The 26,904-nt window shown below is 51.6% G+C and carries 30 protein-coding genes; 9 read left to right on the top strand and 21 right to left on the bottom strand.

Annotated elements, in window-relative coordinates; genetic code table 11:
- Nucleotides 1-100: 100 nt before the first annotated feature.
- The 7 genes from phsA to BZK41_RS23895 all read left to right on the top strand — a co-directional run bounded on the left by phsA (nucleotide 101) and on the right by BZK41_RS23895 (nucleotide 7,374).
- Entirely contained in the window at nucleotides 101-2,374 is a 2,274-nt protein-coding gene (gene phsA, locus BZK41_RS23865; RefSeq protein ID WP_079939821.1) for a thiosulfate reductase PhsA, read from the top strand.
- Nucleotides 2,375-2,388: 14 nt separating this feature from the next.
- Entirely contained in the window at nucleotides 2,389-2,967 is a 579-nt protein-coding gene (gene phsB, locus BZK41_RS23870; protein ID WP_079939822.1) for a thiosulfate reductase electron transport protein PhsB, read from the top strand.
- On the top strand, nucleotides 2,964-3,731 hold the full coding sequence (gene phsC / locus BZK41_RS23875) for a thiosulfate reductase cytochrome B subunit (protein ID WP_079939823.1): 768 nt from the start codon (nucleotides 2,964-2,966) through the stop codon (nucleotides 3,729-3,731). The genes phsB and phsC overlap by 4 nt, the downstream gene beginning before the upstream one ends.
- Before the next feature lie 139 nt (nucleotides 3,732-3,870).
- Entirely contained in the window at nucleotides 3,871-5,043 is a 1,173-nt protein-coding gene (dacD, locus tag BZK41_RS23880) for a serine-type D-Ala-D-Ala carboxypeptidase DacD (protein WP_032941959.1), read from the top strand.
- A gap of 123 nt (nucleotides 5,044-5,166) precedes the next feature.
- Nucleotides 5,167-5,634, top strand: coding sequence for a DNA gyrase inhibitor SbmC (sbmC, locus tag BZK41_RS23885; protein ID WP_079939824.1), 468 nt, complete (start codon nucleotides 5,167-5,169; stop codon nucleotides 5,632-5,634).
- A gap of 107 nt (nucleotides 5,635-5,741) precedes the next feature.
- Entirely contained in the window at nucleotides 5,742-6,800 is a 1,059-nt protein-coding gene (locus BZK41_RS23890; protein WP_079939825.1) for an FUSC family protein, read from the top strand.
- Between the two features lie 238 nt (nucleotides 6,801-7,038).
- Nucleotides 7,039-7,374, top strand: a complete 336-nt coding sequence (locus BZK41_RS23895; RefSeq protein ID WP_043016838.1) for a DUF496 family protein — start codon at nucleotides 7,039-7,041, stop codon at nucleotides 7,372-7,374.
- A gap of 40 nt (nucleotides 7,375-7,414) precedes the next feature.
- Here the strand turns inward: BZK41_RS23895 and BZK41_RS23900 are convergent, their stop codons facing one another.
- The 21 genes from BZK41_RS23900 to pduA form a co-directional block, all read right to left on the bottom strand.
- Nucleotides 7,415-8,281 carry an L-threonine kinase gene (locus BZK41_RS23900; protein ID WP_079939826.1) on the bottom strand — a complete coding sequence of 289 codons (867 nt, stop codon included), beginning with the start codon at nucleotides 8,279-8,281 and terminating at the stop codon, nucleotides 7,415-7,417.
- Between the two features lie 92 nt (nucleotides 8,282-8,373).
- The gene (locus BZK41_RS23905; RefSeq protein ID WP_079939827.1) at nucleotides 8,374-9,588 is read right to left on the bottom strand and encodes an acetate/propionate family kinase; all 1,215 of its coding nucleotides are present in this window, start codon (nucleotides 9,586-9,588) and stop codon (nucleotides 8,374-8,376) included.
- Entirely contained in the window at nucleotides 9,573-10,025 is a 453-nt protein-coding gene (pduV, locus tag BZK41_RS23910) for a propanediol utilization protein PduV (protein ID WP_079939828.1), read from the bottom strand. Before pduV ends, BZK41_RS23905 begins: the two co-directional genes overlap by 16 nt.
- Before the next feature lie 4 nt (nucleotides 10,026-10,029).
- A complete protein-coding gene (pduU, locus tag BZK41_RS23915) occupies nucleotides 10,030-10,380 on the bottom strand; it encodes a propanediol utilization microcompartment protein PduU (protein WP_003030198.1) in 351 nt (116 codons plus the stop codon).
- Nucleotides 10,380-10,934, bottom strand: coding sequence for a propanediol utilization microcompartment protein PduT (gene pduT / locus BZK41_RS23920; RefSeq protein WP_003030201.1), 555 nt, complete (start codon nucleotides 10,932-10,934; stop codon nucleotides 10,380-10,382). The genes pduU and pduT overlap by 1 nt, the downstream gene beginning before the upstream one ends.
- 2 nt (nucleotides 10,935-10,936) lie before the next feature.
- Nucleotides 10,937-12,292 (bottom strand): cobalamin reductase PduS, encoded by a 1,356-nt coding sequence (pduS, locus tag BZK41_RS23925; protein WP_079939829.1) that lies wholly within the window; start codon nucleotides 12,290-12,292, stop codon nucleotides 10,937-10,939.
- Nucleotides 12,289-13,401, bottom strand: a complete 1,113-nt coding sequence (locus BZK41_RS23930) for a 1-propanol dehydrogenase PduQ (RefSeq protein ID WP_079939830.1) — start codon at nucleotides 13,399-13,401, stop codon at nucleotides 12,289-12,291. The genes pduS and BZK41_RS23930 overlap by 4 nt, the downstream gene beginning before the upstream one ends.
- Before the next feature lie 10 nt (nucleotides 13,402-13,411).
- Nucleotides 13,412-14,797, bottom strand: a complete 1,386-nt coding sequence (pduP, locus tag BZK41_RS23935; protein ID WP_079939831.1) for a CoA-acylating propionaldehyde dehydrogenase PduP — start codon at nucleotides 14,795-14,797, stop codon at nucleotides 13,412-13,414.
- Nucleotides 14,794-15,801, bottom strand: coding sequence for a two-domain cob(I)yrinic acid a,c-diamide adenosyltransferase PduO (gene pduO / locus BZK41_RS23940; RefSeq protein ID WP_079939832.1), 1,008 nt, complete (start codon nucleotides 15,799-15,801; stop codon nucleotides 14,794-14,796). Before pduO ends, pduP begins: the two co-directional genes overlap by 4 nt.
- A gap of 8 nt (nucleotides 15,802-15,809) precedes the next feature.
- Entirely contained in the window at nucleotides 15,810-16,085 is a 276-nt protein-coding gene (locus tag BZK41_RS23945; RefSeq protein ID WP_003030211.1) for a EutN/CcmL family microcompartment protein, read from the bottom strand.
- A 3-nt stretch (nucleotides 16,086-16,088) separates the two neighbouring features.
- On the bottom strand, nucleotides 16,089-16,580 hold the full coding sequence (pduM, locus tag BZK41_RS23950) for a microcompartment protein PduM (RefSeq protein WP_079939833.1): 492 nt from the start codon (nucleotides 16,578-16,580) through the stop codon (nucleotides 16,089-16,091).
- Nucleotides 16,577-17,209 (bottom strand): phosphate propanoyltransferase, encoded by a 633-nt coding sequence (locus tag BZK41_RS23955; RefSeq protein ID WP_079939834.1) that lies wholly within the window; start codon nucleotides 17,207-17,209, stop codon nucleotides 16,577-16,579. Before BZK41_RS23955 ends, pduM begins: the two co-directional genes overlap by 4 nt.
- Complete coding sequence (locus BZK41_RS23960; RefSeq protein WP_079939835.1) at nucleotides 17,209-17,673, bottom strand: BMC domain-containing protein; 465 nt, start codon at nucleotides 17,671-17,673, stop codon at nucleotides 17,209-17,211. The genes BZK41_RS23955 and BZK41_RS23960 overlap by 1 nt, the downstream gene beginning before the upstream one ends.
- Nucleotides 17,674-17,697: 24 nt before the next feature.
- Entirely contained in the window at nucleotides 17,698-17,973 is a 276-nt protein-coding gene (pduJ, locus tag BZK41_RS23965; protein ID WP_001057752.1) for a propanediol utilization microcompartment protein PduJ, read from the bottom strand.
- 19 nt (nucleotides 17,974-17,992) lie between these two features.
- Nucleotides 17,993-18,343 carry a glycerol dehydratase reactivase beta/small subunit family protein gene (locus tag BZK41_RS23970; protein WP_079939836.1) on the bottom strand — a complete coding sequence of 117 codons (351 nt, stop codon included), beginning with the start codon at nucleotides 18,341-18,343 and terminating at the stop codon, nucleotides 17,993-17,995.
- Complete coding sequence (locus tag BZK41_RS23975) at nucleotides 18,333-20,165, bottom strand: diol dehydratase reactivase subunit alpha (RefSeq protein ID WP_079939837.1); 1,833 nt, start codon at nucleotides 20,163-20,165, stop codon at nucleotides 18,333-18,335. The genes BZK41_RS23970 and BZK41_RS23975 overlap by 11 nt, the downstream gene beginning before the upstream one ends.
- A 15-nt stretch (nucleotides 20,166-20,180) precedes the next feature.
- Nucleotides 20,181-20,699 (bottom strand): propanediol dehydratase small subunit PduE, encoded by a 519-nt coding sequence (gene pduE, locus BZK41_RS23980; RefSeq protein WP_003030243.1) that lies wholly within the window; start codon nucleotides 20,697-20,699, stop codon nucleotides 20,181-20,183.
- A gap of 14 nt (nucleotides 20,700-20,713) precedes the next feature.
- On the bottom strand, nucleotides 20,714-21,388 hold the full coding sequence (gene pduD, locus BZK41_RS23985) for a propanediol dehydratase medium subunit PduD (protein ID WP_003844241.1): 675 nt from the start codon (nucleotides 21,386-21,388) through the stop codon (nucleotides 20,714-20,716).
- A 10-nt stretch (nucleotides 21,389-21,398) separates the two neighbouring features.
- Nucleotides 21,399-23,063 carry a propanediol dehydratase large subunit PduC gene (pduC, locus tag BZK41_RS23990; protein ID WP_003030249.1) on the bottom strand — a complete coding sequence of 555 codons (1,665 nt, stop codon included), beginning with the start codon at nucleotides 23,061-23,063 and terminating at the stop codon, nucleotides 21,399-21,401.
- A gap of 18 nt (nucleotides 23,064-23,081) precedes the next feature.
- Nucleotides 23,082-23,894 (bottom strand): propanediol utilization microcompartment protein PduB, encoded by an 813-nt coding sequence (pduB, locus tag BZK41_RS23995; RefSeq protein ID WP_003834129.1) that lies wholly within the window; start codon nucleotides 23,892-23,894, stop codon nucleotides 23,082-23,084.
- Complete coding sequence (pduA, locus tag BZK41_RS24000) at nucleotides 23,894-24,175, bottom strand: propanediol utilization microcompartment protein PduA (protein WP_003030255.1); 282 nt, start codon at nucleotides 24,173-24,175, stop codon at nucleotides 23,894-23,896. Before pduA ends, pduB begins: the two co-directional genes overlap by 1 nt.
- Nucleotides 24,176-24,700: 525 nt before the next feature.
- On the opposite strand from pduA, the gene pduF reads away from it, so the two are divergent.
- Both pduF and pocR read left to right on the top strand, forming a co-directional pair.
- Entirely contained in the window at nucleotides 24,701-25,510 is an 810-nt protein-coding gene (gene pduF, locus BZK41_RS24005; RefSeq protein WP_079939838.1) for a propanediol diffusion facilitator PduF, read from the top strand.
- A 203-nt stretch (nucleotides 25,511-25,713) separates the two neighbouring features.
- Nucleotides 25,714-26,625: a regulatory protein PocR gene (gene pocR, locus BZK41_RS24010; protein ID WP_079939839.1), complete on the top strand. Its 912-nt coding sequence runs from the start codon at nucleotides 25,714-25,716 to the stop codon at nucleotides 26,623-26,625.
- The last annotated feature ends 279 nt before the right edge of the window (nucleotides 26,626-26,904 follow it).

Genomic DNA, 26,904 nt, shown 5'->3' on the forward strand with positions numbered 1-26,904 from the left:
CGGTTCGCTGCCATTCATTGTAATGAAATGTGATTGATGTAAAAAATAAATATTCTAAACGCCATATAATTATTGGATATATCTAATAACAGGAGGTTATATGAGCATTAGTCGGCGTAATTTTTTGCGAGGAGTGGGTATAGGCTGTTCAGCCTGTGCGATAGGCAGTTTTCCGCCTGGGGCACTGGCACGAAATTCTCCGGAGAGTATCAAAGGGAAAACATCCCTGACGCCAAGTTTGTGCGAGATGTGTTCTTTTCGCTGCCCAATTCAGGCTCAGGTGATTAATAATAAAACAGTTTTTATTCAGGGGAACCCTAATGCGCCACAGCAGGGGACACGTGTCTGCGCTCGCGGCGGCAGCGGTGTTAGCCTGGTCAACGACCCTCATCGCATTGTTAAACCTATGAAACGCACAGGACCTCGCGGGAGCGGTGACTGGCAGGTCATTAGCTGGGAACAAGCGTATAAAGAAATTGCCGAAAAAATGACGGCAATAAAATCACAATATGGTCCCCAGGGGATCGTCTTCTCGTCTAAATCCGGCTCGCTGTCTGGCCATTTATTTCACCTCGCAACGGCTTTCGGGTCACCTAATACCTTTACTCACGCATCAACGTGCCCTGCAGGTAAAGCCATTGCCGCTAAAGTTATGATGGGTGGCGATTTAGCCATGGATATCGCCAACACCCGTTATATGGTCTCTTTTGGTCATAACCTCTATGAAGGGATCGAGGTTGCTGATACGCATGAACTGATGACCGCGCAGGAGAAGGGGGCGAAGATGGTCAGCTTCGATCCCCGTCTGTCCGTATTTTCCAGCAAAGCGGATGAATGGCATGCGCTCAAGCCGGGTGGCGACTTACCGGTGCTGATGGCCATGTGTCACGTCATGATCAATGAAAATCTTTATGACGCTGACTTTGTGGCGCGCTACACCACGGGGTTTGAGCAACTGGCAGAAGTGGTACAAGAGACCACGCCAGAATGGGCGCAGCAGCTTGCGGATGTGCCCGCTGATGTTATTGTCCGGGTCACCCGCGAAATGGCCGCCTGCGCGCCTCATGCCATCGTCAGTCCGGGCCATCGCGCGACGTTTTCGCAAGAAGAAATTGATATGCGGCGCATGATTTTTACCCTCAATGTGCTGCTTGGCAATATTGAGCGTGAAGGCGGTTTGTACCAGAAAAAAGCGGCGGCAACTTACAATAAGCTGGCTGGAGAGAAGGTCGCTCCGGTGCTGGCAAAACCCGATGTCAAATTACCCAAGCCAACGGCGCAGCGTATCGATCTGGTAGCCCCGCAGTTTAAGTACATCGCGGCGGGCGGTGGTGTGGTGCAAAGCATCATTGATGCTGTGTTAAACCAGACGCCTTATCCGGTGAAGGGATGGATTATGTCCCGACACAACCCTTTCCAAACCGTTACCTGTCGACCGGATCTGGTCAAAACCGTTGAACAGCTCGACCTTGTGGTCAGTTGTGATGTCTATTTAAGCGAAAGCGCGGCGTATGCCGACTACCTTTTGCCTGAATGTACTTACCTTGAGCGCGATGAAGAAGTTTCAGACATGTCGGGCCTGAATCCAGCCTATGCCCTGCGCCAACAGGTAGTGGAACCTATTGGTGATGCGCGTCCGAGCTGGCAAATCTGGAAAGAGCTGGCCGTGCAGTTAGGCCTTGGGCAATTCTATCCCTGGCAGGATATGCAAACGCGTCAGTTGTACCAGCTTAATGGCGATCATGCGCTATCTGCTGAATTGCGTCAGAAAGGGTACCGGGAGTGGGGTGTTCCGTTGCTGCTGCGTGAACCTGAAGCGGTGCGTCAGTTTGTGGAACGTTATCCGGGCGCGGTGGCGGTTGACAGCGACGGTACATATGGCGAGCAACTGCGCTTTAAATCTCCATCAGGAAAAATTGAACTCTATTCCGAAGAGCTGGAAACGCTCCTGCCTGGCTACGGTATTCCGCGCGCGCGCAATTTTGCGCTCAAAGGCGACAGTGAACTCTATTTTATCCAGGGAAAAGTGGCGGTTCATACCAACGGTGCGACGCAATACGTGCCACTGCTTAGCGAGTTGATGTGGGATAACGCGGTGTGGATCCACCCGCAAACGGCCCGTGAAAAAGGCATCAAAAGCGGTGATGACATCTGGCTGGAAAATGCGACCGGCAAAGAAAAAGGCAAAGCGCTGGTCACCGCCGGAATTCGGCCCGATACGCTGTTTGTTTATATGGGATTTGGCGCCAAGGCGGGAGCCAAAACCGCAGCGACAACGCACGGTATTCACTGCGGTAATTTGCTTCCGCATGTTACCAGTCCGGTTTCCGGTACGGTGGTCCACACCGCTGGCGTTACGCTTCGTCGGGCATGAGAAAGGAGAACATCATGAATCAATCTACAAACCCTTATGTCATGCTGCATGACGAGAAACGCTGTATCGGCTGTCAGGCATGTACGGTTGCCTGCAAAGTTTTGAATGATGTGCCAGAGGGATTTAGCCGCTTACAGGTGCAGATCCGTTCACCCGAACATGAACCCGAGGTGCTGTCCCACTTCCAGTTTGTTCGCGTTTCCTGTCAGCATTGTGAAGATGCGCCGTGTGTTAGCGTTTGTCCGACCGGTGCGTCATTTCGCGACGAAAATGGCATTGTGCAAGTGGATAAGTCTCGCTGTATTGGCTGCGACTACTGCGTTGCCGCTTGCCCATTCCATGTCCGTTATCTCAATCCGCAAACGGGAATTGCCGACAAATGTAACTTCTGCGCAGATACCCGACTGGAGGCTGGACAATCGCCTGCCTGCGTTTCCGTTTGTCCGACTGATGCGCTGAAATTTGGTCGTCGTGACGATCCGGAAATTCAGCACTGGATAAATCAAAAAGAGGTTTATCGCCAGCAGAATACGCGTAGCGGCCCGGTGAGTGTTTATCGGCGTAAAGAAATCCATCAGGAGGGTAAAGCATGAATTCTATCTGGGGAGCAGAGCTTAACTATGCGCCGGACTACTGGCCACTGTGGCTCATTTATGCAGGCGTTGTTATTGTGCTGATGATTGCGGGCCTGGTTATGCACGCACTGTTACGTCGGATGCTGGCACCTAAAACAGCAATCGGAGAAGAACATCGGGACTATCTCTATTCGCTGGCAGTTCGTCGCTGGCACTGGGGTAATGCGCTGCTTTTTATCCTGCTTCTGCTGAGCGGCCTGTTTGGTCACTTCTCTGTCGGACCGGTGGCATTGATGGTGCAGGTACATACCTGGTGCGGCTTCGCCTTGTTGGCCTTCTGGGTTGGATTCGTGCTAATCAACGCAACCAGCGGCAACGGTTGTCATTACCGGGTGAAGTTTAACGGGTTGATATCACGCTGCTTGTTGCAAACGCGCTTTTATCTGTATGGCATCATGAAAGGTGAACCACACCCGTTTGCCGCAACGGCAGAGAGTAAATTTAACCCGCTACAACAATTGGCTTATCTGGCTATCATGTATGCGCTGGTTCCGCTGTTGATCATCACCGGGTTGTTATGCCTCTACCCACAGGTGGTAGGGGCAGGGCCTGTGATGCTGGTACTGCATATGGTGTTGGCGATTGTCGGCTTACTGTTCATCTGTGCACATATTTACCTGTGTACGCTGGGTGACACACCGGGGCAAATTTTCCACAGTATGATCGATGGCTATCACCGTCATCGCAGCCATCACGCAGAGACAGCACCGCGCAAAGGGTAACGCCAGACGCTATTGATCTCTGAAATCCTTTCCTTACAGCAAGAAAATGTGCCTTATGTCACATTTTCTTGCAATTTATCCATGTTTGTTAGCCAGAACTTCCGTAAAAAGAACGGCTATTTCTCCATTTCCTGAGGACATGCTGTTGAAACGCCGTTTGTTTATTGCCGCTTCACTATTTGCGATGAGTTTTTCGCCCGCGTACGCGACCGACGTCGCCAGTTTCGCTCCACAGCCTCCGGCAATTAATGCCGGTGCGTGGGTATTAATGGATTACACCACGGGCCAAATCCTGACAGCCGGAAATGAACACCAGCAGCGCAACCCTGCCAGCCTGACCAAGCTGATGACCGGCTATGTTGTCGATCGCGCAATCGACAGCAAGCGTATTAGTCCGACAGATATTGTCACCGTAGGTCGCGATGCCTGGGCGAAAGATAATCCGGTATTCGTCGGTTCATCCTTAATGTTCCTGAAAGAAGGCGATCGCGTTTCTGTGCGCGACCTGAGTCGCGGGTTAATTGTTGATTCCGGTAATGATGCTTGTGTGGCGCTGGCGGATTACATCGCCGGAGGGCAGCCGCAGTTTGTCGCGATGATGAACAACTATGTGCAAAAGCTGAACTTGCGGGACACGCATTTTGAAACGGTACATGGTCTGGATGCGCCAGGTCAGCATAGCTCAGCTTACGATCTGGCCGTGCTGTCGAGAGCTATCATCCATGGAGAGCCGGATTTCTACCATATGTACAGTGAAAAAAGCCTTACCTGGAACGGAATCACGCAGCAAAACCGTAACGGTTTGTTGTGGGATAAAACCATGAACGTCGATGGTTTGAAGACTGGGCATACCTCCGGCGCTGGATTCAACCTGATTGCTTCAGCTGTTGATGGTCAGCGTCGCCTGATTGCGGTTGTGATGGGGGCGGAGAGTGCAAAAGGGCGTGAAGACCAGGCGCGAAAACTGCTGCAATGGGGACAACAGAACTTCGATACCGTGCAGGTTTTACGTAGCGGTAAACAGGTCGGTATTGAACGGATCTGGTATGGCGATAAAGAAAAAATTAGCCTTGGTACAGAGCAGGATTTCTGGATGGCGCTGCCTAAAGCCGAAGTCGCTAATATCAAAGCAAAATATGTTCTTGATAAGAAAGAACTGGTTGCCCCCATTGCTGCCCATCAACGTGTGGGGGAAATTGAACTCTACGATCGGGATAAACTGGTGGCGCACTGGCCTCTGGTTACGCTGGAGTCTGTCAACGAAGGCGGCGTCTTCTCGCGTTTGAGCGATTACTTCCACCACAAGGCGTAGTTTTTCCTGATGTGCCTGACTGGCAAGAGTGCGAATCTGCTCACATAATAATCACTGATTCCTTGTGGCCGTTATACCTAAAAATTACACTGTATATAAATACAGTGCAATAACGGAGGTTATATGGAGTACGAGATAAAGCAGGTCGAGAAACGCATAATTGCCGGTTTTCACATGGTTGGACCATGGGAACAAACGGTAAAACAAGGTTTCGAGCAGTTAATGATGTGGGTCGACGGTAAGCAGATCGTACCGCTGGAATGGATAGCCGTTTATTACGACAATCCTGACGTTGTTCCGGCGGAAAAACTGCGTTGTGATACTGTGGTGTCTGTGCCTGAAGGTTTTGAGATCCCAGAAAACAGCGAAGGGGTGATCCAGACCGAGCTGGCCGGTGGCGACTATGCTATCGCCGTTGCGCGCGTTGAAAATCATGACTTCGCGACGCCGTGGTATCAGTTCTTTGAGCGCTTGATGCAGGATTCGACGTATGCGATAGCCGCTAAACCCTGCTTTGAAGTTTATATGAACAATGGCATGGAGGACGGTTACTGGGACATTGAAATGTACGTGCCGGTACAGTCGAAGTAACTGTTTTTGGTGTAAATCAGGATGAATGTCCTGGTCATCAGGATGATGTTTTTACTCAAAAAGCATGTACAATTCTGTTCTTTGCTATTCCCTGACGGAGTGCATGAGTGCGTGCAGATAAGTCACTGAGTCCTTTTGAAATTCGTTTGTATCGTCATTATCGTGTGGTGCATGGTGTTCGCATTGCGCTGGCGTTTCTTTTTACTTTTCTGTTGGTTCGCTTGTTGAACATTCCTGAAGGTACATGGCCTCTGATTACGTTGGTGGTAATTATGGGGCCTATTTCCTTTTGGGGGAACGTTGTCCCCAGGGCTTTTGAACGTATTGGCGGGACAATTCTGGGATCGGTACTTGGGCTGGTGGCCCTTCGTCTGGAGCTCTTTTCACTTCCGCTAATGCTGATATGGTGCGCGGTCGCGATGTTTCTTTGCGGCTGGCTGGCACTGGGTAAAAGGCCGTATCAGGCGTTGCTGATTGGTATAACGCTTGCCGTTGTTGTGGGCGCACCCGCTGGTGATATGAACACAGCATTATGGCGCGGTGGCGACGTTATTCTGGGTTCATTACTGGCAATGCTGTTTACTGGTATCTGGCCGCAGCGGGCATTTATACACTGGCGAATTCAGCTGGCGCATTGTGTAACGGGGTACAATCGGGTGTATCAGGCTGCGCTATCTCCCAACCTGCTGGAGCAACCGCGACTGGAGAAGCATTTACAACAGCTGCTGAGCGATGTTGTCAAAATGCGCGGACTCATAGTTCCTGCCAGCAAAGAAACCCGCATTCAAAAATCCATCTTTGAAGCTATTCAAACGGTTAATCGTAACCTTGTCTGCATGCTTGAACTGCAAATCAATGCGCTTTGGGCCAGCCGCACCAGCCACTTTGTCATGTTGAATGCCCATACTTTGCGTGAAACACAGCTCAGGACTCAACAGGCGCTACTGACGATAACCCACGCATTGTATGAAGGTAATCCGCAGCCGGTGCTTGCCAATACGGAAAAGCTCAATGACACCGTGGTGGAGTTGCGTCAGCTTATTGCTGAGCATAAGGGCGACAATGTCGCTGAAACGCCCATTCACGGCTACGTTTGGCTAAATATGGAAATGGCGCGACAGCTGGAGTTGCTCTCTCATTTGATCTGTCGCGCGCTGCGCAAATAAAGAGCATATGAGGGGATTGGTTCTACTGCTGCTTCGATTCAGCAACGATTAGAGGTATGATACTGAAAAAGGCTAAAACCATTGGTAACTGCAATGGCTTTACCCTCGATAATTCAGGTTTCAACCATGCATGGTCGATGCAGATGCAACTTGAAGTATGGCGGGCATGAAAGTAATGTTGACCCACTTTAGCCGTTGTTTTAACGAATCCGAATCTCACATTATCAGGGGTGTAAAAATGGAAACTACCAAGCCTTCTTTCCAGGACGTGCTGGAATTTGTTCGTCTGTTCCGTCGTAAAAACAAACTGCAACGTGAAATCCAGGACGTTGAGAAAAAGATCCGTGACAACCAGAAACGTGTTCTGCTGCTGGACAACCTGAGCGACTACATCAAGCCTGGAATGAGCGTGGAAGCGATTCAGGGCATTATCGCCAGCATGAAAAGCGATTATGAAGATCGTGTTGATGATTACATCATCAAAAACGCTGAGATCTCTAAAGAGCGCCGCGACATCTCTAAAAAGCTGAAAGCGATGGGCGAAGTGAAGAACGCCGAAGCGAAAGCCGAGTAACGATTTTATGCTTGTCCGGGTCGCTGCTTAGCGGCGGCCCTTATTGCAGTTCGACCCCGCCAGTTACCATCCGCAACAAATGCTGTTCCGGCCAGTGCTCCGTCAATTTTTTCTGCGTCAGCATCCATTTAATGTAATCCACATCATGACGTTTTCTGTCGAGCATCAGACCGACTACGCTGCCGCTGTGCGCGACGTTGACACCGTATAAATCACATTCTTCTACCAGCGCTAAAAGTGAATCAAAATTTGGTTTAGGTAACAGCAACTGGCTGGCGATCGCGCTCAGCGTGGCGGCTTCGCCCATCCGATAAGGATTTTGACTGACACAGGCTTCCTGTACCTTTTCCCATGCGCGTTTCAGCGCTGGAGCGCCGGCCAGTAACCCAGACTGACGTGGAGTACGGTGATAATCAGCAGTTAGTAAGGTTTCCGGGCTTTCAAGAACCAGCAGATCGAGTTGAGGCTGGGCTTCACAGGCAATTTGCGTGGAGGCGTCGTTATGATCGAACAGCGTAAGCTGGCGGAAAACGGTGCTGTCGGTAGGTTCCAGCGAAACGCAAAGCTGCGCCAGAGTGGATTCGTCTAGCTGATGCCCCAGATACTGCGCCGTGGCGATTGCCGTGGCGGCGATATCCGCTGTGCTGCTGGCCATCCCTTTAGCGACAGGAATGGTTGACTGGACATCAATTCGGATATCCTGACTCATGTGTGCCGGGTATTGCCAGTGCAGCAATAACCTCTCAACCATCGCCCGCGAAAGTGGGCGTTCATCTGTCAGCGGTGAACCTGAAGTGACCTCAACGGTGCTATACCATTCCACCGGGCAGGAGACCAATTTCTCACTGCCCAGAATCCAGCCCTGGATAAGTTCTCCGCACGATGCGGGACATTGCGCAACAGCCACGTCTTCACCTATGTGATCAGCAATCTTCGGCGCATAGTGTCATGGCGATCGCGCTATTGCCATGATTTGCCGCAATTTGCGGTGCGGCAGTATTATGCTGGAATGCCCAATGTCACAGTTTCAGATATTGCTAAACGCATAACGTCTTGCGCAATCATCAGCTCTTCATTGGTATTAAGCACTGCTACTTTGACCATCGCATTTTCCGTCTGAATGAAGGTGGCATTACGCTGATTTTTTTCCTCATCAACGGCCAGCCCCAGGAAATTCAGGTTACGACAAATCGCAGCGCGCGCCCGTGCGGAGTTTTCGCCAATGCCACCGGTAAATACCAGGGCATCCAGACCGCCCATCTGCATAATATAGCTACCAATGGTGGCACGAATGCGTTCAGCAAAAAGCGTCAACGCCAGCGCAGCCTGGTGATTGCCCATATCTGCGGCATGTTCAACGTCACGGTAGTCAGGTGAGATGCCAGAAACACCGAGCAATCCGGACTCATTGTTGAGCAATTGGTTGAGCTGCTGCGGAGTTTTGCCTTCTCGCAGGGCAATCCACGGTAAAATGGACGGATCGATATCGCCACTTCGCGTGCCCATCATCACGCCAGACTGCGGCGTAAAGCCCATTGACGTATTTACCGATTGTCCGCCTTTGATGGCGCAGATGCTGCTGCCGTTGCCCAGATGACAACAAACAACGCGCAGGGCGCTGAGTGGTACACCCAGTTTTTCAGCAAGCTGCGAGCTAACGTATTTGTGGCTGGTACCATGAAAACCATAACGACGAATACCCAACTCTGCATAGTAACGCCAGGGCAGGGGATAGATAAAAGAAGGCTCATCAAGCGTTTGATGAAACGCCGTGTCGAACACCGCAACGGCTGGCGTTTTGGGCAATAGCTGGCGGAATACCGCGATCCCCAACGCATTTACCGGGTTATGCAGAGGTGCCAGTTCCGCGAGGCGCTCGATTTCTGCCAGCGTTTCATCAGTTACCAGCGCGGAGTCTTTAAAGGATTCTCCGCCGTGCGCGACGCGATGTCCCACGCCGTCAATCTCTTCCAGGCTGCTGATAATGTGGTGGTTGAGCAGTTTTTCCAGGAGCAACGTTACTGCTTCACGGTGATCGGCTACGGGCAAAGTTTCCTGCCATTTATGTGCTGGCGTTTTTAGGGTGACCTGTGCATCAGACAAACCGATACGTTCAATCAACCCCTGGCAGATCATTTCACCCTGCGGCATCGCCAGTAATTGAAACTTAAGCGAGGAACTACCTGCATTAATGGCCATTATTTTGTGAGACATGAAGGTTCCTTTGCATTCAGAAAAATGAACATCTCATCGACCCCGGTATTCTCCAGCGCGCTGGTGATAAATACTTTTTGCGCACCAGCCTGAACTAACCAACTCTCCACAAGAGAAATACGCTGCGGGTTGGCTAAATCGGCTTTAGTAACGAGGCCAATAACGGGTCGGTTCATTGGTCCAGTAAACCCGGGAGAAAATGGTGACCACGGCGCGTCAGCATTGAGTACCAGCGCGATAATGTCTGCTTCACAGGCGCTGACCAGCAGCGCACTGTACAGGCAGCGGTTCTCAAGATATTCACCTGGCGTGTCTATTGTCGTAGGAGACCAGACTATGGCCTGGGTCTTCTGATAGTGAAGCGCCTCTCCCCGCATGCACTGCGTGAGCGACGTTTTACCGCACTGGCTGGGGCCAATTAGCATGATACGTTTCATGAGATTACGTCCGGGTGATGGGACACGCGGTAAAACGCATCATTTCGCCCAGCGTTCGGGTTACCTGTTTCAGCGCGTACTCAACGGCGGAAACATCTCCCGTCAGTACCACCGCGCCGGTAAACCGGTCGAGAAAACCAATCTCTACCGCCCCTGATTTCGTGGCGATATCACAGGCGATGATTGAGGCTTCGCTGGGGGTAATGGTCAGAATACCGATTGCGGAAACCGAATCTGGTAATCCCAGCTTCTTGAATAAATCCTTACCTGGATTAGCGATAAGATGCGCCAGCGTGACCTGTTTACCAGGTACATATTCCTGAATCATTCGATCCGTGGTGGGTTGTCTTTCCATCATCCCTCCACCATCTGTCGCCACATGCTTTCATGCGGGCGAGGTATGACCGAGCGGTAAACCAGCAGGCCTTTTTCACCCGCACTTTCACTGGCAACTGTCACCGCGTTATTCACATCTGACACATCGCCGGCAACGACCATGTAGCACTTGCCGCCAATACCAAATGCCATATGGACGCGTACCAGCGTGACGTTGGAGGCTTTAACCGCCCGGTCGGCGGCACAGATGCAGGCAGCAACGCTCCATGTTTCGACAATACCCACTGCCTGACGCTTATCCACGCTGTTTAGTCCGCTGATTGCGGGGAGTACGCTGGCATGGATGTTGGGGAGAACCAGACTGTCAACGAGCATATCGCCAGCAAGAGATGTTCCAGTGGCAATCGCCTGTTGTACGGCACCTACGTCACCACCGAGCATGAGTAGAAATTTTCCCGGGCAGATGGTCTTGCTGACCAGTAAATTCACATTCGCGCTTTTTAACATGGCATCGCCAGCTTCCATTCCTTTGGCAATGCTGGTGAGTTCTAAAATCCCTATAGCCTGAGACATGATTAACCTCTAATTACCGTGATGGATTGCTCAGTGATTTCGCTGACAATACCGTCAATACTGGCGTGAACAGGCGCACCTAATGCACCGGACGGCACATCGGCAACGCATTGACCGCGAACAACGCGTTCGCCTTGTTCTACACATGGGATGGTGCTGGCACCTATATGCTGGCGTAACAACAGCGTCGTTTTATCTGTGGAATAATCAGTCTCAGCCAGAGGCGCATCGTGATACCAGTCGCTAAGACCCAGTTTGGTAATAAGGCGTTTAACTGGGATCAGCCGGTACTTCGCCATTTCATCCTCAGGATTTAGCGGCCCTTCATAACGATGGTTGAGTGCCCGCAGCTCGCGTTTGAGCATGCGGTTGATGCGCATCGGTGAAATCCCAACCGGACAGGCTACGCTTTCACACACATTGCATTCTGAACAGGTCAGGGCCGTGAGCAGCAGCTGCGGTGTGGCCGCCTGCTGATAATTAACCGCACGAACCAACAGGTGCGGGGATAATTCATGGCCGATCAAATGCCTTGGGCACAAATCCGTACACAAACGGCACTGCTCGCAAACGGTTTTTGCTACAGAAAGCACGGTGCGTTCATCCTGCATCCGCCGCTGAATCAACGCATGAGACTTAGGCAAAACCAGCAGGCCTCCGGTGGTCTTGCTTACGGGGGTATCCAGTGAAGTAATCAGGCTGCCCATCATCGGACCACCGTTAATAAAGCCGGGATCGTCAACGGTTTCCCCCCCGGCCAGTGCCAGAACGTCACGTAAAGACATTCCGATAGGGACAGTGAGTGTGATGGGTTTGGCGACTGCGCCGTTAACGGTCAGGGTACGACGCGTAACGGGGTACTGCTGCTCAACTGCTCTGGCGATGTTGAGCACAGTCTGGACGTTATTGACCACCACACCGACGCTGACCGGCAGCGCGGCAGGCGGAACTCTCCGCCCTGTTGCCATCCAAATGGTCAGAACCTCGTCACCTGCCGGGTAGACATCAGGCAAAATGTGTAAGCGGATCCCGGCAGGCAGAAGAGGCGTTAATGCATTGATAGCCTTTTGGTATTTCTCTTTGAGCGCAATAATACCGGCACTGGCTCCGGTCGCCGTCATGGCATATTGAATGCCGCGGATAAGTCGCTCAGCCTGGACGGCCATCAACTGCTGGTCAACTTTCAGCATTGGCTCACATTCAGCCGCATTGACCAGAAAGGTATCGACCTGCGCCTGTAATTTTACGTGAGCAGGAAAGCCTGCGCCCCCGGCTCCGACAACACCCGCCGCGCGAACGCGTTCGCGAATGGTCTGCGCATCATAAAGCGGGGACTCTGCCGTCATGGCTGTCTTCATAATAATTCCTCAAGCAGTTCCTGCATGGCTCTGGCGTCGGCAACACGAGGATTGGTTTGCAGCGTGACGTCAGCCAGCGCGGCCTGAACCATCGACGGGATACGTTGTGACCAGGCTTGCTTTCCGTCTTTAAGCGCGTCAACAAAAGAAGGCAACGCACACTGTTTTTTGAGTAGCTCGATATGATGGATGAGCGCATTCAATGCCGCTGTATCGTTCGCATTATCCGGGCATAAATGGCAGGCTTTAGCGAAACGGGCATAGCGCTTCGCAGCCCGCGGATCGCGGGCATTAAAAGGAATGACATGGGTCAGCAGCAGCGCATTGGCAAGTCCATGCGGCAGATGAAACTGACCGCCCAACTGATGGGCAATCGCGTGATTGATCCCCAGACCAGCCTGACTAAATGCCATTCCCGCGAGCGTTGAAGCATTGTGCATTTTCCCCCTGGTTGCCAGACAGTCGCCTTTGTTGACAGCGACAGGCAGGTACTGGAAGACGATTTGAGCCGCTTTTTCAGCCAGTGCGTCTGTGAAGTCGCTGGCCTTCGTGGACACGTAAGCCTCCAGCGCATGCGTTAACACGTCCATGCCGGTATTCGCGGTGATGGCTGGCGGTACGCTGACGACCAACGTTGGATCAAGGATGGCCATATCCGGATAAAGCGCATTATTAAACAATGGATATTTAATGCCTTTATCCGGATCGCTAATCACGCAGGCGCTGGTTACCTCGGAGCCTGTGCCGCTGGTGGTGGGAATTGCGACACAGGTTTCAATTTCAATACCGAACTGTCTGCTGAACCAGACGATGGCTTTTGCGGCGTCCAGTGCTGAGCCGCCACCAAAACCCATCACGACGTCCGGTCGCAGGGACTGCATTTGTGCAATCCCTTGTACTACCGTGCCGATGGTGGGATCGGGGGTGATATCGCTGAAAATGCTGATGCGGTTATCCGCTGGCAGAGCGTTGCGCAGCTTTTCAATCAGGGGGGAACGCGCGAGAAAACCATCGCAAATAATCCAGATATGCTTATTCGTGAAGCGCTTGAGCACATCCAGACTTCCCTGGCCGCTGTACAATCGAGTTTGCAGTGAAAAGCTATTCATAACGGCCCCATTAACGAATAGAAAAACCGTTTGTCAGCACGCAACGACGAGAGCGTGCGAAAGTGCGCGCAGATGTTGTTCCTTCACCGGTTGGCGTCGCAATAGTGAAGGTTGTAAATCCTTCACCACCAACGCCAATCCCGGCGTAAGAGGGGCCATTTTTCACAAAGATGGAGGTCTGAAGCGTGCGCGCGGCAAGGTTCAAACGTGACACATTTTGCGAATGCATAATGGCGGTGTGATGCAATCCCTCTTCAACTTTCAGGGCCAACGTTAATGCACTGTCAAAATCGCTCACCGTTACGACGGGGAGCATCGGCATCAGTTGCTCGCTGGTAACCCACGGGTCGTCAGCCTTGACGATGCCTATCAGTAATCGAGGCGCTTTTGCCGGAACGCGTATTCCTGCTGCTTCCAGTAAGGTTGCCGGGCTTTTACCCACCAGTTTTTTATTGGCTACGCCTTCTGGTAGACAGACAGCACGCAGTTTGTCTACCTCTTCGCTATTGAGAAGCATCGCACCAAAAGACTGCATCTGTTGAACCAGTCGTTCGGCAACGGCATCAACAACAATCAGGCTCTTCTCAGCAATGCAGGGGAGGTTGTAATCAAAGGATGCGCCATTGATGATATCTTCCGCCGCCTTAACCAGGTCGGCCGTTTCATCAACAATGCAGGGTGGATTTCCTGCGCCTGCACCGATGACTTTTTTCCCGCTTTTCATGCCCATAGCAACAATGCCTGGGCCACCGGTAATCGCCAGAACTGCGATTTTAGGGTGTGCCATCATCTGCTGGGTAGCCTCAAAAGTGGGTTCTGTGACCGTGACGACAAGATTACGAATTCCGCAGCAACGGAAAGCAATATCTTCAATCATGGCAATCAGCTTGAGTGAAACCGTTTTAGCACCTGGATGTGGACTGAAATAAACGCTATTTCCTGCCGCCAGCATGCTGATGCTGTTGTTAATAATGGTCTCTGTCGGGTTAGTACTGGGGGCGACAGAACCAATCACGCCAAACGGTGAATACTCGAATAACACCATGCCGCCATCGCCGGTTAGCGCCGTGGTGGTGAGATCTTCGATACCCGGAGTGTTGTCCAGCGCGGCTTTATTTTTAAGGAACTTATCCTCTTTGTTGCCCATACCCGTTTCGGCAGCGCTTTCAGCGGCCAGTGAAGCAAGATGAGGCGTCAGTTCTTCGCGCAGGGCGTTAATGATGGCGCTGCGGGTTTTCAATGGACATTGCTGGTAACGCAGAAAAGCCTGATGAGCGGCATCGATCGCTTCGTCAACGGACGGAAAAATACCGTTACCCTTAACTTCTGCTTTTGCCGGGGCGAGTTGCTCACTCAAAATGTTACGAATAAGGGTTTCAAGTTCTGAAGTATTCATTGATGTGTTCTCACGTTAATCGCCGCAATGGCCGTTTCTGCAATGTCCATATCCTGTTCAACGCTTCCTCCGCTGATGCCAAGACCCCCGAGGAGTAAACCCTCACGCCATAATGCGTACCCGCCACCAAAGGTGACGACTTTTCCCTGCATATGGCTTTCCAGACCGTAAAGCGCGGCGCCTGGTTGTACTACCGATGTCAGCTCATGCGTGGCGGTTTTCATCGCCACGGCAGTCCAGGCTTTTTTCGGTGCCAGTTCGCTACTCACGAGTAATGCGTCAGGCATGCGCCATGCCACCGTTTGGGTCCCGTACGCATCAACAATGCTAATGACGACCGGAACCTGAAGTTCTTCTGCTCTCGTCACCGCAGCGCGAGTGAGTTGGTGGAGCTCCTGAAAAGACAGAGACATAGTCGGCTCCTTTGTGGCTGGTGCTTGAACGGCAGCGAGATAGCGCTCAGCCACTTTCTGAATGATGTCGTTTTGATGGGCGTCATGATCTTCTGCTCGTGCAAGCGCATATAAGCAGTCGGACAGGCGGTTGATATAACGCATCAGCACGTGTCTGACGGAGATCTCGGTGGAGAGCTCGACCAGTCGTCTCTCTGCGCGGCGTGCCAGCGTACGGGCAAAGTGCAGTCGGCTGGCGGCTTCGCTGCGGCCAGGTAAAATAAAGCTGCGCAGGGGCGGTACTCTTCCCATTGCGGTATCGATGGCAACTTCCAGTGCCGCAATTTCTTCCGAGCTGATGTAGCGCTGCTCTGGCGTTGGTTCTTCGCTTTCGCTTGCCAGTTCGGCGCTGAACCAAAAAAGCTGCAGCTGGATATTTTCAAGTAACTGCCGGTGCTGCGGGTTTTTCGCTGCACAAACGCACAGACTTAGCGCCGCATTCAGTTCGTCCAGCGTACCGTAGGCTTCCACACGCGGATGCGTTTTGCTCACGCGTTGTCCGGTAAAGAGGGCTGTTGTTCCGGCATCACCAGTACGGGTATAAATCGCCATAGTTCCTCCTAACGAGAAAGCGTGTCGACAATGCCGACGATAGCCAGATCGATGGCCTCATTAGGGCCAGAAAAAACGTGTCTGGCGCTGGATCCGCTGCTGAGTAATACCAGTTCGCCAGTCCCCGCGCCGACAGAATCAACAGCGACTTCATCTCCACTCACAGGGGATGCAGGAAGCTCTCCGTCAGCACTTACCCGACGTACCAGCAACAGTTTTTTTCCCACCAGTGATGGGGATTTTTGCGTGGAAACCACAACGCCTGTAACCCGGGCCAGATGCATAGCTCACTCCTGCTTAATTAGTTGGACATTTCGCAGACTGACTGCTTCCTGAGCCAGAGCCGTCACAACACATCGACGGCGTAGCACCAGTACGCCATCCCTTAATTGGGCGACGTCGGCATAGCTGAGAAGCTTCTCAGGATGCAAAAAGATGATTCGTCCCCGTTCGTCACTGAACTCCAGCGGCAGACGCGCGAGTTTTTTCACGGGGATTGCGGGTAACAATCGGTGTTGTAGTGAAATTTTCACGCGGACTCCGCATGCCAGCGCGTCGTGAATCGTTACCACCGACATGTTGGCTGGGCAGCCTTCGGCAATTTGCTCCAGTAAAAGCAGGTCCACTTGCTGGAGATGGAGCGACGAATACTGGCAGCATACTGTCCGTGAATCGATTTCCCGTAACTGCGCGACGCTAAGAGTGAGCGTGCTTTCCGCGCGTTTTTTTAATCGGGAAACAACCTCCTCGATAATGCGTTGCAGCAGTTCGTTGTTCATCGTGAAGTCACCAGTGTGGCGAATGCCTGGGGATTATCAGCGCCTGCAGCATTGGCTTCGTCTGTATCGATATGCATTTCGAGGCGCATGTCCGGCGAAACGCGTACGGCGACGTTATCGAAAATCAGTCGACGTTCATCGCCATTAATGGCGACCGAGACTTTATCACCATGGGAAACCCGCAGGATCAGTGCATCGAGCGGCGACATATGGATATGCCGTTGGGCGACGATCACTCCGGATGTTAGGTCCAGCTCAGCAAATGGGCTGACGAGGCGAACGCCAGGCGTGCCCTCGATATTGCCCGACATCCGCAGTGGGGCAGTAATTCCCAGCGTGCGGGCGTCGGTACGAGAAATTTCAACCTGGCTGGTACTGCGCAGCGGGCCGAGTAAACGCACATTTTTTAACTGACCTTTTGGCCCCACCAGCGTGACGGTTTGCTCTGCTGCATATTGTCCGGGCTGCAACAGCTCTTTTTTTTCACTAATGGGGTGATTGGGAAACAAGCGGCCGTAATCTTCAGCGCACAGATGAATATGACGGTTAGAGATCCCCAGCGGAATCGGGCGCTCGCGCATTTCATCCAGAACCTTAGCGACAGTGGTCTCCAGTTGCTGTTTATCCATTACGCTTCACCTCGTTTTCCAGAGTGAAGACAAAGCGTGCGCGGCTCGCCTTTTTGGCGAGGGCAGGCAGGATCAAGACACAAATTACAGCTGATCAACTCTGCATCTTGCGGTGCTTCGGGTACATCATGGTCTACAAATATCTCTTCATGCGGTACGGCTGGTATGGGGTCGGCTGTTGGCTCAGGCTCCTGGACAACGCTATGCGACAGGATCCCGTCCCCGGGTCTGGAAATGACTTTGTGAGCCACCAGCCCATCTCGCTGGTCAGCGAAACTGACACCGGTGGAAATGGCCGCCTGGACGGAGGCCACATCCCCGATTATCTTGATCACCGTCCAGCCTGAGCCGTTGGTTTTTTCGAGGCCCACCAGCGTGATGGAGGCGGCTTTCGCCATGACGTCCGCGCAACTGATGGCTAATGCCAGACCACTAACTTCAAGTAATCCCAGTGATTGCTTCACGCTGTGCTCCTTGGTTTTAACGGCTTAGGCGGATTTAGGTAAAATGGCTTCAACGTCGCTGTGCGGACGCGGGATAACGTGGCAGGATTTCACCTCACCAACGGCGCTTGCCGCTGCGCTTCCAGCATCTACGGCTGCTTTCACCGCGCCGACATCACCGCGAACCATAACGGTGATAAGGCCAGATCCGATTTTTTCGTAACCAACCAACTGCACGTTTGCGGATTTCACCATGGCATCAGCGGCTTCAATAGCGCCGACAAGCCCTTTTGTTTCAACCAGTCCCAGTGCGTTATTCATACTGCTTTTCTCCTGTGGGTTATGAGTGGCATTCCCGGAACGGAATGCCTTTAACCAGCCGCGCAGCGTTGTTACCAATGCTGCGGCGATCGTGGCTATTTTGTTGATACGTCAGCGTAAAAAGCGGTGCTGATGTGGGTAAGTTTTTGTAGTGCACGACCAGTTTTTCACGGCTACAGCCAATACCAACCAGCAATGGTGACTGGCAGGCGGCCAACCATGCGTTGTGGATAACGTCAGTTGAATCACTCTCCTGAATCACAAAGGGGATCCCTTCTTCTTCAATACCCAGCAGTACGTCATTCCAGACGTCAGCGCAGTCAGTACTGGTGAAGATAACGATGGCTGGCGTGGTGAGATTACTTTCCATGAGCGAATGCCTTATGCCAGGAGAGAATCAGTCCTGTCGCAACCGCATTGCGCGGACCTTCAGTACCACGAATGTTGCCGCGCCCGGCAACCAGTCGATAATGCGCCAGAGCATCGGTGACCAGCTGTGGAACTTCGAAATCCAGGGATGAGCCGCCAACCAGCACTACAAAGGGAATATCCCGAATGTTCCCGGTCGGACTCACCTGACGTAACGCTCTGAGTGCGTTAGTAACGAAAACGCGCTCCTTAGCACTTCGACGAATGGCCCGTACTTTCTCCAGCGCCAGTTCACCAGGCAGTGGCACCAGTTCATCGGGTTTCACTACGCACACGCGCGCAAAAACCGTTGGTGGGAGAGGCGTAGGGAAGAACTGAACGCTGCCGTCTTCGTGGCGAAGGTGGAACAAGCTCTCAACTTTCGCCAACGGATACTTTTTAATCTCTTCCGCGAGATAACGGTCATCCAGACCTAGTTCACGGGCAATGATCATCGTGACCATATCGCCTGCGCCCGCCAGGTGCGTGGCAATAATTTCGCCCTTAGGATTGATGATAGAAGCGTCGGTTGAACCCGCGCCGAGGTCCAGAATAGCCAGTGGTCGCGTTGTGCCCGGAGTAGTTAAGGCCCCCAGAATGGCCGCTTCGGCTTCGGCCCCGCCAACCTGGACGTCAATGTTGAGCTTTTGCGTGATCTCCTGGGCAATCATCGCCATTTGCAGGCGGTCTGATTTCACCATGGAGGCTATGCCGACAGCCTGTTCCAGCGAGAACTCACCGGCAAGTCCACCCGTCACGCTGACGGGAACCGAGGTATCGACCGCCAGCAGATCCTGAATAAAAATTTCATGACTGGGTTTGTTGGTTAATTCAGCCATCGTCTGACGCACATGCTCCAGCATGCCGCCAATATTGGTGCCAGCTTCTCCGGTAACGTTATCCAGTTTCGGGCAATCACCAACCGCTTTCATAATCGCTTCGGCGCCCGCTGCAACGTCGACCCGTACGGTACGCCCCTGAGACTGTAGCTCCAGATTTCCGGCAGGAATGGCTCGCGCTTTCACATCACCTGACGGCGTTTTCACCACTACGGCTGAACGGTTGCCGATCAGCGCCCGTGCCATCGGAACAATGTTTTTAGTTTCATCGGCATTGAGGCCAAAGACAGTTGCAATGCCGTAGGGGTTAGAAAGGGTTTCAATGACCTTTCCTGGTACAGCGACCTCAATGGCAGCCAACATCCCCAACGGGATACGGTCGATATGAAGGACTTCATCGACGATGGGCAGGGGATGAGTCAGACGATTACTGACCAACACACCATCGTCCTGCTGCAAAATAACGCCAGTTAACTGGTATCCGGCACGGACGGAGGCATTAATCATCGTAGCAACATCGGCGAAATCAAATGCCGATGACACCACCAGAATATAGGGCGTATCCGCCGGGCGACTGAGAAGGTCTTCCGGCGTAATAGTGACGCCCACGCCTAACCCGACACCGCCCGGTGTTTTAGGGTTATGGCCGATCATGGTGGATTCAGTGATGATGGTTTCGGTTATTGTTTCCATCGCCACGTCGCCAATGACCGGGGTGGCTTCGTTAATACGGATGAGCGAAATATCGCTGACATTGATACCGGCGTTTTTTGCCGCCAGCGTCAGGGCTTCCTGAATGCCAAACACATTACGTAATGTGCCCTTAATTCCGGTGGTTTCTGCCAGCGCGCTGCCGGTGATGCTCAGCACGCCAGACTCATCCAGAGTAGCCAGAGCGACTTCCGTTGATGAGTTGCCTATGTCAATGCCAGCTATATATCGCATGATCCTGTCCCTGAGTTAGTCGTCGCCTTTGAGTTTTTTACGCTCAACGTACAGCGCTGCCGCTTCACGAACGAAAGCTGCACAGATTTTTGCCTGATAACGATTTTCGAGATCGTCGGCGATAGCCATCAGCTCATCTTTTGTTGAGCGGTACGGGCGCAGCGCGTTGTAGATCTCAAGAATGCGATCGTCAGGAACAGCGGTTAGCTCGGCTGCGCGCTCGAAGTTCATCGCCAGCCTGTCACGTCCGGCATCTTTGGCGATTTCCGCCTGGAGGCGCAGTGTTTCAGGGGTGATGCGCATGTCCTGCGCGGTCACTTTGTTGCTCAGAACATTTTCAAGCGTGAAGTCGTCCAGCGTTTTGTTGGTCGCAGTTTTTACCCACTCAGGATGTTTATTCGCGAGAGGGTAATCCGTGACTTTCGCGGTATGTGCTGATGAACTCGCCGCGGGTGGAGTCGCGGACTCGCCTTGCAGGCTATTCATCCGGCTCAACACATCCCGAACCATCGATTCAATTGCGTCGGTATTCATGGAGGTATCCTTTATCAAAGCGCCACGCGCAGTTCCTGCGGGTTTTTGCCTGTCACAACGTATTTGGTCTCTTTAATGTGCAGAATGGCTGATTTCGCCTGGTACTTAGGACGTGCCATCTGGTCATTCAGAGTAGGGACCGGTTGCGGAGATTCACGCTTGGCATAACGCGCGGCGTTTTTACCGATCTGACGATAGGTTTCCAGCGTCAGAAGCGGTGCCTGAGGGAACAGCTCCAGGTTTGAAAGCGGCGGTAACCCCTGCTGGTGGATAACCGTGGTGCCTTTTGACTGGATGCCGATAGAGATCCCGGAACCGCTCAGACGGTTACCCTCAACGGCAACAAACGCCACATCGGAGGATTTAAAGCAGCGGATAACGCGCGCTTTGATGCCTTCTTCTTCAATACCGGCAATCACTTCGCGCAAGATATTTTTATGCGGGATCCCTACGATATTGACGGTTTGCGAGAGCCCAAACGCCGGCCCTACGGCAATGATCACTTCATCCTGTTGCTGGCCTTGTTTGGCTTCACCAATCTCGGTCAGAAAGCTGTCGCCCTGTGCCGCAGCAGCCTGAGGTGCGCTTGCCGCTGTAGATGCGCGGAAAGAGACGGGTTTGTCGCTGGTCTGCATTTCAGACAACACATCTTCAATTATCTGGCGCAGCAGTTTTTCATTAATTTCCATTTTTCACCCCTTAGCCAAGCTCGTTGGGATCAAGTGCGCCAGGGATGTTTTTGATCTCTTCCCAGCGTTCGCCTTGCAGGCGATAACCTGTTGCCGGACCGGCATAGTCGTTAACATCATTGACAGCGGATAGCACCTGTCCGTCGCCAACGATAATGGCGGAGGTATGCAGGTAATCCCCGGTTAACTTGGCTTTCTGGATGTTGAGCATGTCCTGAGCGACATCGGTAAATCCGCCCTGAGCAAGGGCTTTCACTACTTCCAGGCCGTTACGGTTTTTATTGATGATCTCTTGCGCAAACTTGATGTCTTCAACGATGTTACGTTCCGGCATATCTTTCGAACCGTGGGCGTAAGTCGCAGCTTCCACTTCTTCATCAGTGATTGGCGGTAATCCCATCCCGGCAAAGACGGCCTGCAGCGCACGCGCCGCTTTGTTACGAATGGCGATAACGTCTTCTTCACGAACCGGGCGCAGACCACCGTCTACTTTCAGGTCGCGCTGGAGAACGTTGTAGTCGTCAAAATCTTCGGCATCCTCGTTCGAACCCGCAAACATGTTGTCGTAGTTCGGCACTGCGGAATAACCGGAAGAGATGAAGTCAGTACCCGGCAGGAACTGCATCAGCAGACGCGCAGTACGGCGCATATCCGAATGGGTAAAGGTTTGGTCGTTGCTGGAGGCGCATTCCAGATCCAAAGAAGAGCAGATCAGGTTTTCAGCCAGCACAGCACGAATGCCTGACGGCACGGCGGAAGGGACACCGATGCAGCTTACGGAACCGTTTTGCAGACCCTGTACTCCAGCAGCTTTGGTGATGTAAATACAGCGGGCTTCCAGATAAAGCATCGATTTGCCTTCGGCGTAACCCATCTGAACTTCGGAGCCAGAGCCGGAGGTAAAGCGCATTTTCAGACCACGGGAGGCGTAAGAAGAGGCGAGGAAGCCTTTCGACCATGGCGTGTCATCACCGTCGGTAAAGACGGGTTCAGTACCATAGACGGAGATGGTTTCTGCGTAGCAGGTGTGGCCTAGCATGCCGAGCTTAAGTTCGGTTGCTTCTTCCAGCGAGCACTGGGTTAATACGCCAGGGCGTCCAACCTGTGAGCCGACTAACAGCGCAATGGCGTTAAATGGCGCATAACGCGCAACGGCAACGGTCGTTTCCTGTTCGTCAAATCCGCGCCATGCGCCTTCAGCGGCATCAGCGGCAATCTGCACCGGGTTATCTTTGACGTTAGTGACGTGCGCTTGTTGAGATGGGGTACGACGAGCACGCATTTTCTGCATTGCCATCATCATCTCAACGACGTTCATATGGGACACCACTTCGACAATTTTTGCCGGCGTCATTGCGGTGGTCAGCGGCACAATGTCTTTGCGCTTCACGTTAGGATCACAAAGCATATTAGCCAGTTTGACCGAATCCATCGCCATGACTTCTTCAGCGCGCGCCAGGTTAATGCCGTAGCGGGCAATAAAATGGTCGATTAAGTCAAATTCACTGGCGGATTTACCGTCCAGTTCAGTGACTGTGCCGTTGACGATTTTAATCGACGGTTTGGGGTCGTTCGGGCTTTCCATCGCAATGAAGCCTTCTTCGATCCACTCCTTAACGAAACCATCCTGATTCACAGGGCGCTTCGCCAGTGCTTCAAATCTTTTCGATCTCATGAATCAGCCTCACTGATATCAGATGTAGGACGGACGATCGTTTTTCGGCTCTGAGCCGAGGGTCCCGAGAACGGTTTTACCGATTTCACGGGCGGAGATAACGGCCTGACGAACAGCGCCAGAGTCACCCGAAATAACCAGAATGGCTTCGTTACTGAAGCTGGTGCCATGGGCTGGGGAGCTGTAGGCCACAACTTCCACGTTGGCGGATTTCAGGGCAGTATCGGCCATCAGGACACCAACGGATGCTGGCGCGCCGACGATAACGCCACAGGCACGGCCAATCGGTGCGCCAAAGGCTTTTTCAAGTGCGTAGCTGGCGCGTGCGGTGTACTGCATTTCGATGTGACCGGCTTCGTTGGCATAAACATCGCCAAAGGTGCGATCCAGTTCTTTCAGTGCGACTTCAATGCCGCGTTTCACGTCGGAAACATCGTTGCCGCCAAGAATAATCAGCGAGCCATGACCAGCGCCGCCTTTGGTATCACGTGGTAACTCAATACTGACGACTTCAGTATTGGTGGCTTTTACCGCTTCATCAGCGGCCATGATGTGCGGGCCAGCGCCAGTACGGGCGCCAAGGATGCCAATGGAGCGATACCGTTTTTCAAGTTTCATCGCGTCCAGTAGGGCGCTGTCTACGTTGGCGATTACCAGACCGACGGTATCGCCAATCGCGGTACCGACAAACTCCGTTAAACTGCAGCTTTTCTCTGCCATAGCCGTTTCTCGTGTTGGAGGATTATTTTCAGGGATAGCCTGCTGTTCCGGCGTTGCCACGCGAGCAATCACCTGCGCCATGATCTGTTCAACCAGCTCATTGCTGCTCATTAGCTAATTCCCTTCGGTAAGATTTTTTCTACATCGGTATGCGGGCGTGGGATGACGTGTACGGCTTTCACTTCTCCCACATTACGGGCTGCGGCGGCACCTGCATCTGTTGCTGCTTTGACTGCGCCGACATCGCCACGGACAATGACTGTTACCAGCCCCGAACCAATTTTTTCGTAGCCGACCAGCATTACATTGGCTGACTTCACCATTGCATCTGCGGCCTCTATGGCTGCAGTTAAGCCTTTGGTTTCTACCATTCCTAACGCTTCTTGTTGCATAAAGACCTCGCCTGGGTTGTCCCGATTTTCATGACTATAAAAAGAAGCGAGGAAAAAGAATGGCTGAGTTGAAAGTAAGAGTGAAAAAATAGTGGGGTTATGGTGAGATAAAATTGCTATATATCATTATAAGGATTTGTTTTTGTTGGTTATTTTTGGTTTAAGTAATGTGACTATTTGGTTATGTTAATTCCATATTTACACTTTTCCGAGTGACAGTTTAAATATCATTTGCTATGCGAGAAAAATGAAATTGTGATGATCGTTTGAAAATGGAATTCTGCTGTTCGCAATATTTTATTATTTTGAAAATATACTTTTAATGGGGGAGAACCTCGTTTTATCGCCTGTTTTAATAAAGGTGATAGCAAGAATTTGCTATCACAACACGATTTTGAAGAGCATGTCGCTTGCAGATTGCCAACAATTTGCCGATACAGATTTTTATAGTAAGCCTTGAAGTAATCTTCCTGCCAGCAAGGAGTCCGCTGGTAAAGACACGAACTCTGCTTAGAAGGTGTCACAATGAACGATTCACTAAGAGCGCAATGTATTGCTGAATTTTTGGGTACCGGGCTATTTTTGTTTTTTGGTATTGGGTGCCTGAGCGCCCTGAAAGTCGCGGGTGCCAGTTTGGGATTGTGGGAGATCTGCATCATATGGGGCTTGGGGATCTCGCTTGCAGTTTACCTGACAGCCGGGATTTCTGGGGCCCATCTCAATCCCGCTATTACCATCGCACTTTGGTTGTTTGCCTGTTTTCCGGGGCGTAAAGTATTGCCTTATTCCGTCGCTCAGATAGCGGGTGCCTTTGGTGGCGCTATGCTGGCCTATTTGTTGTACGGCAGTTTATTTATTGAGTATGAATCAGCCCACCAAATGGTGCGCGGCAGTCTGGAAAGCCTGCAGCTTGCCAGCATTTTTAGCACGTATCCTGCCGCCGTACTGAGTGTCTGGCAGGCCGCACTGGTCGAAGTGGTGATTACCTCCATTCTGATGGGGATGATTATGGCGCTAACGGACGACGGTAACGGTGTTCCAAAAGGCCCGTTAGCACCATTGCTGATTGGTATCCTGGTTGCTGTTATCGGCGCATCCACCGGTCCACTTACCGGCTTTGCGATGAACCCGGCACGTGACTTTGGTCCTAAATTGTTCGCCTGGATGGCCGGGTGGGGTGATGTTGCGATGACCGGTGGGCGCGATATCCCTTATTTCATCGTGCCGATTGTGGCTCCCATCATTGGCGCCTGTGCGGGCGCAGCAATTTATCGTTATTTTATTGGCAAAAATTTACCGTGTAATTCGTGTAAGTTGGAGGATAACGAGAGCTAGCTTCACGAAAGATGTTTATTATTGAAAGGTAAAAACTGTTTTCGTGATCCGGTTTCCTGAACGACTTAAAAAGTCTCCCAAGAATGGGAGACTTTTGTTATGTTCAATGCTTACTTTCATCAGCGCGCCGGATCGCGAGATGAAAATGAATGTGTGAATAATATGTTTTATTTATAACAATAAATTAACTGAGAGGTTTTATCATGATTTCTGCGAGTGCCCTGAACTCAGAACTCATTAATAAAATCGCACAGGATTTTGCACAGGCCACCAGTCTGGCTGTTGTGGTTGTCAATATTCACGGTGATGAAATTTCTGAGCTTTTTAATTTCACTCCTTTTTGCCAGTTGATGCGCCAGCATCCTCAGCATAGTACGCGTTGTCGTATGAGCGACCGCTGTGGAGGGTTGGAAGCCTCTAAATCCGATCAACCCTGCATTTATCGCTGCCATGCCGGGCTTACCGATTTCTCAATTCCGCTGGTCATCGCGGGACACCTGGTAGGGTTCGTGCTTTGTGGACAAGTACGCTTAAGTAACGATGTAGGCCTCGTTGATATTCTGAACGTCGATGACCGCTGGCAAGCAGATCCCGAACTGGTCAACGAGTTCCGTAATGTACCTGAGATGGACTATTCTCGAGTCATTGCCTCAGCGGATTTACTCAAGCTCATCGTCGAAAATTGCCTTAAGAAACAACTCAATTTTGTTGTTATCAAAGATAACCCGCAGCAATCAGAGCCGGTACGCGCTAACCGCAGTACCAACCCCCATGACAGTAAAATGAAAAAAGCCCTGCGCTACATTGATGCACATTTATCAGATGAGCTGCGTCTGGAAGATGTTGCCTCTCATGTTTTCCTTAGCCCGTACTATTTCAGCAAATTGTTCAAAAAATATCAGGGTATTGGTTTTAACGCATGGGTAAATCAACAAAGAATGGCCAGTGCCAAAGAGTTGCTTTGTCACAGTGACTGGAGCATAGCCAGCATTGCGCGTAATTTAGGCTTTTCGCAAACAAGTTATTTTTGCAAAGTTTTCCGCCAGACCTATCAGGTTACGCCGCAGGCATTTCGTCAGCAAATAAATGTCATTTCACGCGATGAATCCGCTTAAATAGCAATATTTTGCTATTGCCGATTTTTGATATAGGGCGCTATGTCAGTCATTATAAAATGAAATTTAACAACAGCAGTCAATAAATTGTCATAGCGCAACAAAATAATGGCATTAGAGGGATAAACTGCACCAGTTTTTATTTTTGTGATGAGATACAGTGTCTGTGTGAATGACTTTCTTTATTCTTAGCTGATACTTTCATTCAAAAAGTGAACGTATGAATAAGTGTGATAAGGCCAGAAAATTGGCTGAATGAACTCGGAAAGATATTAAATT

The sequence above is a fragment of the Citrobacter sp. A316 genome (assembly GCF_002042945.1).
In the GTDB taxonomy this organism is placed as follows: Bacteria; Pseudomonadota; Gammaproteobacteria; order Enterobacterales; family Enterobacteriaceae; genus Citrobacter; species Citrobacter portucalensis.